Raw genomic sequence first — 7880 nt, 5'->3', positions numbered from 1 at the left:
ACAAGCTCGACCACGTCGAGATGCACGAGTGCAATTACAACTGGAAGACCTTCATCGAGGTCTATCTCGAGGATTACCATGTTGCGCCCTACCACCCGGGCCTTGGCAATTTCGTCACCTGCGACGATTTGACCTGGCAATTCGGCGACTGGTATTCGGTGCAGCGCGTCGGCATCACCTCGCTGCAGAAATCTGGCTCCAAGGCTTACGAGCGCTGGCAGAAGGCGGTCCGCGACATTTACGGCAGCGAAGGCAAGACGCCGGAGCATGGCGCCATCTGGCTGACTTACTTTCCGAACATCATGGTCGAGTGGTATCCGCACGTGCTGGTCGTGTCGACGCTGATTCCGCAGGGGGTGAACAAGACGCTTAATGTCGTCGAGTTCTACTACCCGGAGGACATCGTCGATTTCGAGCGCGATTTCATCGAAGCCGAACGCGCCGCCTACATGGAAACGGCGATCGAGGACGACGACATCGGCGAACGCATGGACCGCGGCCGCTATGCGCTGATGAAGGAAGGGCGCAGCGAAGTCGGCCCCTATCAAAGTCCGATGGAAGACGGCATGCAGCATTTCCACGAGTTTTATCGGCGGATCATGCAGTCAGCTATCGAGACGCGCTGACATTTCAATTTTGGCCTTTTTTCCGGTTCACCGTAGCAAAGAGGCGGCGGGGTCAAGCCCGTCGCTTTTGCTTTCTGCTGACAACTAATGACTAACAACTAGCCGCTAATCAATGCAATCCCTGTGGATGATCGCCGCCAGTTTTCTCTTCGCCTGCATGGGCGTCTGCGTCAAGTTTGCCGCGCAGACCCATTCGGCTGTCGAAATCACGTTTTACCGCAGCTTCATTTCGCTGATCCTGATGTTCGGGCTGGTCCGCCTGCACGGCGTGCCGCTGGCGACGCCACACCTGCGCTGGCAGGTGACGCGCGGCGCCGTCGGCTTCATCGCCCTGTTTGCCTACTTCTACGCCATCACGCTGTTGCCGCTGGCAACGGCCGTGACCCTCAACTACACCTCGGCCATTTTCCTCGCGCTGTACCTTGGTTTTGCCGGCATGCGGCTGCGCAAGGGCATCATGGGCGCCCTGGTCTTGGGGCTGATCGGCGTGGTGCTGCTGCTCAAACCAACCATGCACGCTGATCAACTGGTCGGCGGCCTGATCGGCCTCGGTTCCGGTGTCATGGCCGGCATGGCCTATTTCAGCGTGCGTGAGCTTGGCGCGCGCGGCGAGCCGGAAATGCGCACGGTGTTCTATTTCTCGCTGGTCTCGTCGGTCGGCGCCGGCGCCTGGTTGCTGTTCAGCGACATTCACGCGGTCGACCTCAAAAGCGGCCTGCTTTTGCTCGGCGTCGCCAGCTTCGCCACAGTCGCCCAGCTGGCCATGACGCGCGCCTACACGCGCGGCAAAACGCTGATGTCGGCGGCGCTGGCCTATAGCACAGTGATCTTTTCCTGCCTATTCGGCATGGCCTTCTGGGGCGAGGTGCTCGATGCCTCGGCGTGGGCGGCGATTGCGCTGATCATCCTGTCCGGTATCGCCGCCACGCACTTTTCCCGCGCCAGCCCGGTGGAACAGGATTAAACTTTCTTTAGACAATACCAACAACGGAGCAAAACCATGATCGTCATCGACCACCAACCGAGCCGCGTAAACGTTTCGGTGTTTGGCGAATTCACGCTGGCCGATTACCGGGAGTTCGAGGAAGTCGTCAATTTCAAGGTCAAGTTCGAAGGCCCGGTCAATCTCTGTTTTGACCTGAGCCAGATGGCCGGCCTGACGCTCGACGTGGCCTGGGAAGAGGTCAAGTTTTCGCGGGCCCATGCCAACGATTTCAAGCGCGTCGCGGTGGTCACCGACAGCCAGTGGGTGACGTGGAGCGCCTGGCTGTCGCAGACCTTCGTCAATGCCGACGTCGAGGTCTTCGACAATGCTGATGAGGCGAAGGCCTGGCTGGACGAATAAACGGTGAGTTACACCACCCTGGTCGACGTCGCGACGCTGCAGTCGCATCTCGATGACCCGAACTGGCTGGTCGTCGATGTCCGCCACCAATTGGCCGACGTCGGCTACGGCGAACGTGTTTACGCCGAGTGTCACCTTCCCGGTGCCGTCTTCCTGCATTGCGACCGTGACCTGTCCGGGCCGATGAACGGCTGCAATGGTCGCCATCCGCTGCCCGATGCGGAGCAACTGGCGCAACGGTTGGGCGAAATTGGCGTCGGGGCGACGACGCAAGTCGTGGTTTACGATGACGCCCAGGGCATGATCGCCGGGCGCCTGTGGTGGCTGCTGCGCTGGCTCGGCCATGACCGCGTGGCCTTGCTCGACGGCGGTTTGTCAGCCTGGCTGGCGGCGGGCGGGGCCATGACCGACGTCGTGCCGACGCGGTCGCCGCGTCTTTTCGTGCCGCTCCGGCAGAACCAACTGGTCGAAGCCGATTTCGTGCTCGAAAGCATCGAAACGCCGCACATGCATCTGATCGATGCGCGCGGCCCGGACCGTTTTCGTGGCGAGAACGAAAGCATCGATCCGATTGGTGGCCACATTCCCGGCGCCGTGAATCGTTTTTTCAAGGACAACCTGTTGCCCGACGGCCGTTTCAAGCCGGCCGCCGTACTGCGCGCCGAATGGCTGGCCATCCTGGCCGGTTCGCCGCCAGATCTCGTTGTCCATCAATGCGGCTCGGGCGTATCCGCCTGCTTCAACATGGTCGCCATGGAAATCGCCGGCCTCCCCGGTTCGCGCCTCTATGCCGGCTCGTGGAGCGAATGGTGCGCCGATCCGGGGCGGCCGGTGGCGCGCTGAGCGGGCGGCCAGCTGAAACAAACCCCGCTGCTGAAATGACGCCTGCCGATGTGCCGCCCGGTCTTTTCAAGGCGCCAGGCGAGTCAGCGCCCATTTGACGTGCTCGCCGACCAGTGCCGACGGATGGTCCAATTTCATTTTTAGCGCTTTTTTCGCGTTGACCGTGGATGCCCCGTTGCCCAGCGCCACGGCGATATTGCGTAGCCAGCGCTCGTGTCCGATGCGACGGATCGGGTTGCCGGTCAGGCGCTGGTTGAATTCCGCTTCCGTCCACCCGAACAGTTCGATCAGCGTCGCCGTATCGAGGCCGTGGCGCGGCGAAAACGCCGGGTCGCCAAGCTGCGCAAAACGATTCCACGGGCAGCACAACTGGCAGTCGTCGCAGCCGTAAATCCGGTTGCCGATGAGCGGGCGGAATTCTTCCGGGATCGGGCCGGCCAGCTCGATGGTCAGGTAGGAAATGCAGCGCCGGGCGTCGACCTGGTAGGGCGCGACGATCGCCCTGGTTGGGCAGGCGTCGAGGCAGGCCGTGCAGGTGCCGCAATGTTCCGCGATGGGGGCATCGGGGGGCAAGGGCAGGTCGGTGTAAATGTCGCCGAGAAAACGCCATGAACCCTGTTTCGAGAGCAGCAGCGTGTGCTTGCCGCGCCAGCCCAGCCCCGCCTGACGGGCAAATTCGACTTCCATGACCGGGGCCGAATCGGAAAACACACGGTAGCGGAATGGCCCGATCTGCGCACTAATGGCATCAGCCAGTTTCTGCAGCCGGCTGCGGATCAGCTTGTGATAATCGCGGCCCTGGGCGTAGCGCGAAATCGCCGCCTGCTCCGGCTGGTCGGTGGTTTTTAGGTGTGGCAGGTAGTCGACCGCAGCGCTGATCACAGTGATCGTTCCCGGATGCAGTTGCTGCGGTTCGGCGCGTAATTCGGCATGGCGGGCCATATAATCCATCTCGCCGTGGCAGCCGGCGGCCAGCCATTCCCGCATTTTTTTGACAGCGGGGCCGGGTGCGGCCCGTGCCACGCCCACGGCAGCAAAGCCGAGTTCCCTGCCGGCCTCGCGGATTTTTTCCTTGAGTGCCGCGTAATCCACCGTGGAGTCCTGATCGTGCATAGCCCCGATGTTACCGCCGTTTTCGAATTGCCCGACGAGGCGGCGACCCAGCGCCTGGGGGAAATACTGGCGCCCTTGCTGCGGCCGGGGATGGTCGTTTTCCTCGAAGGCGACCTCGGCGCGGGCAAAACAACGCTATCGCGCGCGATGATTCGGGCACTTGGCCATACCGGCGCGGTCAAAAGCCCTACCTATTCACTGGTTGAAGTTTACGTAGTTTCGAGCTTATACTTATATCACTTTGATTTTTATCGTTTCGAGTCCCCAGAGGAGTTTCTCGATGCGGGCTTTGATGAATACTTTAATGACGCTGCGATCTGCCTGGTCGAATGGCCGGAAAGGGCTGCTGGCTGCCTTCCGTCGCCAGACCTGCGGTTGCGTATTCATCATGCAGGTGTCGGGCGTGTCCTCGAAGCCGTGGCAGATTCACCGCAAGGGCAGGCATGTCTAAACACGCTCATCCCAGCCATGGCCGCCGCCAGCTCCTCCGTTATGCCGGCGCCTCGCTGATCCTCTCTGTTACGCCGCTGGCCGGCGCCGCTGCCAAGCTGCCGTCTGTCCTCGCCGTGCGCATCTGGCCGGCCGCCGATTACACGCGCGTCACGCTCGAACACGACGCGCCACTCAAATTCACCCATTTCACCGTTGAAAATCCGGATCGCCTCGTTGTTGACATCGAAGGCGTCGAATTCAACAGTGTCCTCGATAGTCTCGCCCGCAAGGTAGCCACCGACGATCCGAATATCAAGCTGCTGCGCGCCGGTCGCTTCAAACCAGGCGTCGTGCGCCTCGTCATGGAACTCAAGGGCAAGGTCAATCCGCAGGTATTCACGCTTGAGCCGGCTGGCGAATATGGTCGCCGTCTGGTCCTTGACGTCTACCCGGTCAATCCGCCCGACCCGATGATGGCCCTGCTTGAAGGCCGCAAGGACGCGGTCGAGCCGCTGAACAGCGAGCAGGATTTCCCGCTGACCGAAAAGCGGCCCGATGAAAACACCACCAAGAACCCTGAAAAACCCATCGAGGCGCCGGAAATCCAGACCAGCAAAAAATCCGGCAAGCCGATTGTCGACCGTCTGGTCACCATCATGCTTGATCCCGGCCATGGTGGCGAAGACCCCGGTGCCGTCGGCAAGGCGGGGACTTACGAAAAGAACGTCACGCTCGAAGTTGCCCGACGCCTCAAGGCGCGTATCGATGCCGAGCCAAACATGCGTGCCGTATTGACCCGCGATTCCGATTTCTTCGTGCCCTTGCAGATGCGCGTCCAGAAGGCTCGGCGCATCCAGTCCGATCTCTTCCTGTCGATTCATGCCGATGCGTGGATCAAGCCCGACGCCAAGGGGTCATCGGTGTTCGTGCTGTCCGAAAAAGGTGCCTCAAGCACGCAGGCTCGCCTGCTGGCCCAAAAGGAGAATCAAGCCGACCTGATCGGTGGTGTCAACATCGGCAGCAAGGACATGTTCCTGGCCCGTACGCTGCTCGATTTGTCGCAGACCGGCACGATCAACGACAGCCTGAAGCTGGGCAAATACCTGCTCGGCGAACTGGGTTCTATCAATACGCTGCACAAGGCTCATGTCGAGCAGGCCGGGTTTGCCGTACTCAAGGCGCCCGATATTCCGTCGGCGCTGATTGAAACCGCATTCATCTCCAACCCGGAAGAAGAAGCCAGGCTCAACGACGACGCCTATCAGGAAAAACTGGCCGGGGCGATCGTCCGCGGTATTCGCCAGTACTTCATCAAGCATCCGCCCGGGCCAAAAGCCAAGCTGGCCTTGCTCGGCTAGAACAGTTCGACTTCGCCCTTGGCGATTTCCTTGGCGGCCACGTCACCTGAGGCGACCAGCTTTTCATAGCAGTCGACCCGGTTGCGACCATTGCGCTTGGCGAAATACAGCGCCTCGTCGGCCCGGTCGATAACGTCGGTTGGCGTGTCGTTAGGCATCAGGGCGCTAAAGCCCACGCTGACGGTAATTTGCCCAACCCGGCTGAACAGCTGTTTTTCAACATTGGTGCGGAAGCGCTCCAGCGTCGCCAGGGCAAATTGCTCGTCGGTCGGTTGCAGCAAGGCGATGAATTCTTCTCCGCCAAAACGGAACAACTGGTCGTCGAAGCGGAAAGATTGGCGCATTTCCTGAGCCAGCAGGATCAATACTTCGTCGCCGATCAGGTGGCCGAAGTTGTCATTCACTTGTTTGAAGTGGTCGATGTCGCAGACGGCCAGCCAATGGCTGCTTTCGGGCGTACCGCGACGACGGCTTTGCGGGCCGCCGAGCATCTCGTCGCTGGCGGCCTTGCCGAGCAGTTCAAAAAGATGCTTGTCGAAAGTCTTGCGGCTGGCCAGGCCGGTCAGGGTGTCGGCCTCGCCATAGTCGAGTAGCGCAATGTGGTTGCCAAAGTACTCGATCAGGCCCATCAGAGTTACGCGATGATCGGCGGAGAACTCGTTGGTGAGGGTGAGTTCGATCAAGTAGACCGGTTCGTTGAGGCGGAGAACTGGAAAAACGATGCGGTGCGAGCCGTCATCGAGAAAGTCGATGACGGCCGAGAGTTCCTTGCGGCAGCGGTTGAGTAGCGGATCGCGCTCGATCGGCTGACAGAAGCGGTGGTCGGGCAGGTAGGCGTTACGCAGGAACTGGCCGTTCGGGCCATAGCCAGCACAGGCGAAGACCATGGCCTTTTTGTTTCCCACGTAGCAGCGGTAGATGGTCAGGTTCTGCGGGTGAAAAAGGCTGATCAAGGTATCAACCATGGCCGAATTGATTTCGGTGCGGTCTCGTCGCGCCGAAATTTGGACTACATGGCTGATCAATTCGAGCATGAATTTGGGAGATGGGTGATTTTGTTAAACTCGTTGATTATAGCGAAAAGGGATCGTCCCGGTTTTGGCGTGTCCGTACGGTGGCTGATGCAAAGCTATCCGCCGGTATCCGAAGGGTGGCTTAAATCGTTATAATTCAACGTTTTTCCTGTTAATCCACTTATGCGCGTTTTTCGCGGTTATTCGCGTCCCGTTCCGGCTCCGGTTGTGCTCGCCATCGGCAATTTCGATGGCGTTCATCTTGGGCATGCGGCGTTGGTTAGGCGCTTGGCTCAGGTTGCCATGGAGTGCCAGCTGGCGCCGATGGTGCTGACCTTCGAGCCGCATCCGCGTGACTTTTTTGCGCCGGAATCAGCGCCCGCTCGCCTGACGACGTTGCGCGAAAAACTTGAGTTGCTTGGCGAGTGTGGGGCACGGCAAGTGATGATCTGCCCGTTCAATGCAGCTTTTGCGGCACTCTCGGCCGAGGAGTTCGTTGAGCGGGTGCTGGTTCGCGGTTGCCAGGTCCGCCATTTGATCATTGGCGACGATTTTCGCTTTGGTCGCGGGCGTGCCGGTGATTTTACCCTGTTGCAGGATGCCGGCTGGCATTTTGGCTTTGCCGTCGAAGCGATGGGCAGCGTCCTGGCCGATGGCGAGCGCGTGTCGAGTTCCGCCGTCCGTCGCGCCTTGCTGGCTGGCGACATGGCGCATGCGGCCCGCCTGCTCGGGCGCCCTTATATCATTGACGGTCAGGTGTCGCACGGCCAAAAGCTCGGTCGCCAGATCGGTTTCGCGACGGCTAATCTGCGCATCAAGCATAATCCGCTGCCGATGACGGGCGTGTTTGCCGTTGAGGTCAGCGGCCTGGGTGACAAACCGCTTCCCGGCGTCGCCAATCTCGGTGTCCGGCCGACGGTGGGCGGCACGCGGCCCTTGCTGGAAGTGCATCTCTTCGATTTCGATCGCGACATTTATGGGGCGCACATCTCGGTGCGTTTTGTCCATAAGTTGCGCGACGAACAACGTTTTCCCAATATCGACGCCCTCAAGGCGCAGATCGCGGCAGATGCCGCGGCTGCCCGGGCTTTTTTCGAGCTGTGAGCACGCAAAATGGCTGATTACAAAGACACCCTGAACCTGCCGGATA

At 60.4% G+C, this 7880-nt stretch carries 9 protein-coding genes; 7 read left to right on the top strand and 2 right to left on the bottom strand.

The window, feature by feature from the left end; all coding sequences use genetic code 11:
* The 4 genes from ADADOO_RS17460 to ADADOO_RS17445 form a co-directional block, all read left to right on the top strand.
* A partial coding sequence (locus ADADOO_RS17460) for an RHO alpha subunit C-terminal catalytic domain-containing protein (RefSeq protein ID WP_511278791.1) occupies positions 1 to 626 on the top strand: 626 nt, incomplete at its 5' end.
* A gap of 112 nt (positions 627 to 738) precedes the next feature.
* Complete coding sequence (locus tag ADADOO_RS17455) at positions 739 to 1590, top strand: DMT family transporter (RefSeq protein WP_511278790.1); 852 nt, start codon at positions 739 to 741, stop codon at positions 1588 to 1590.
* A gap of 36 nt (positions 1591 to 1626) precedes the next feature.
* Entirely contained in the window at positions 1627 to 1971 is a 345-nt protein-coding gene (locus ADADOO_RS17450) for a SpoIIAA family protein (protein ID WP_511278789.1), read from the top strand.
* A 3-nt stretch (positions 1972 to 1974) separates the two neighbouring features.
* Entirely contained in the window at positions 1975 to 2814 is an 840-nt protein-coding gene (locus ADADOO_RS17445) for a sulfurtransferase (RefSeq protein WP_511278788.1), read from the top strand.
* Positions 2815 to 2880: 66 nt separating this feature from the next.
* Here the strand turns inward: ADADOO_RS17445 and queG are convergent, their stop codons facing one another.
* Positions 2881 to 3927 carry a tRNA epoxyqueuosine(34) reductase QueG gene (gene queG / locus ADADOO_RS17440; protein WP_511278787.1) on the bottom strand — a complete coding sequence of 349 codons (1047 nt, stop codon included), beginning with the start codon at positions 3925 to 3927 and terminating at the stop codon, positions 2881 to 2883.
* On the opposite strand from queG, the gene tsaE reads away from it, so the two are divergent.
* Together tsaE and ADADOO_RS17430 are read left to right on the top strand one after the other, a co-directional pair.
* A complete protein-coding gene (gene tsaE, locus ADADOO_RS17435; RefSeq protein WP_511278786.1) occupies positions 3922 to 4437 on the top strand; it encodes a tRNA (adenosine(37)-N6)-threonylcarbamoyltransferase complex ATPase subunit type 1 TsaE in 516 nt (171 codons plus the stop codon). The genes queG and tsaE overlap by 6 nt on opposite strands.
* Positions 4371 to 5717 (top strand): N-acetylmuramoyl-L-alanine amidase, encoded by a 1347-nt coding sequence (locus ADADOO_RS17430; protein WP_511278785.1) that lies wholly within the window; start codon positions 4371 to 4373, stop codon positions 5715 to 5717. The genes tsaE and ADADOO_RS17430 overlap by 67 nt, the downstream gene beginning before the upstream one ends.
* Here ADADOO_RS17430 and ADADOO_RS17425 read toward each other — a convergent pair.
* Complete coding sequence (locus tag ADADOO_RS17425; protein WP_511278784.1) at positions 5714 to 6751, bottom strand: GGDEF domain-containing protein; 1038 nt, start codon at positions 6749 to 6751, stop codon at positions 5714 to 5716. The two genes, ADADOO_RS17430 and ADADOO_RS17425, sit on opposite strands and share 4 nt — an antisense overlap.
* Positions 6752 to 6913: 162 nt before the next feature.
* Between ADADOO_RS17425 and ADADOO_RS17420 the strand changes: the two genes are divergently transcribed.
* Entirely contained in the window at positions 6914 to 7834 is a 921-nt protein-coding gene (locus ADADOO_RS17420) for a bifunctional riboflavin kinase/FAD synthetase (RefSeq protein WP_511278783.1), read from the top strand.
* Positions 7835 to 7880 lie beyond the last annotated feature (46 nt).

This window comes from Azonexus sp. (genome assembly GCF_036170495.1).
GTDB lineage: Bacteria > Pseudomonadota > Gammaproteobacteria > Burkholderiales > Rhodocyclaceae > Azonexus.
Note: the sequence above shows the minus strand (reverse complement) of the source record. Positions and strands in the feature narration are given on the sequence as shown.

What these genes read in the sequence shown, in the direction of transcription:
- ADADOO_RS17455 (WP_511278790.1), top strand. Translation starts at nt 739, where the DNA reads ATGCAATCCCTGTGGATGATCGCCGCCAGTTTTCTCTTCGCCTGCATG.
- ADADOO_RS17450 (WP_511278789.1), top strand. Translation starts at nt 1,627, where the DNA reads ATGATCGTCATCGACCACCAACCGAGCCGCGTAAACGTTTCGGTGTTT.
- queG (WP_511278787.1), bottom strand. Translation starts at nt 3,927, where the DNA reads ATGCACGATCAGGACTCCACGGTGGATTACGCGGCACTCAAGGAAAAA.
- ADADOO_RS17430 (WP_511278785.1), top strand. Translation starts at nt 4,371, where the DNA reads ATGTCTAAACACGCTCATCCCAGCCATGGCCGCCGCCAGCTCCTCCGT.
- ADADOO_RS17425 (WP_511278784.1), bottom strand. Translation starts at nt 6,751, where the DNA reads ATGCTCGAATTGATCAGCCATGTAGTCCAAATTTCGGCGCGACGAGAC.
- ADADOO_RS17420 (WP_511278783.1), top strand. Translation starts at nt 6,914, where the DNA reads ATGCGCGTTTTTCGCGGTTATTCGCGTCCCGTTCCGGCTCCGGTTGTG.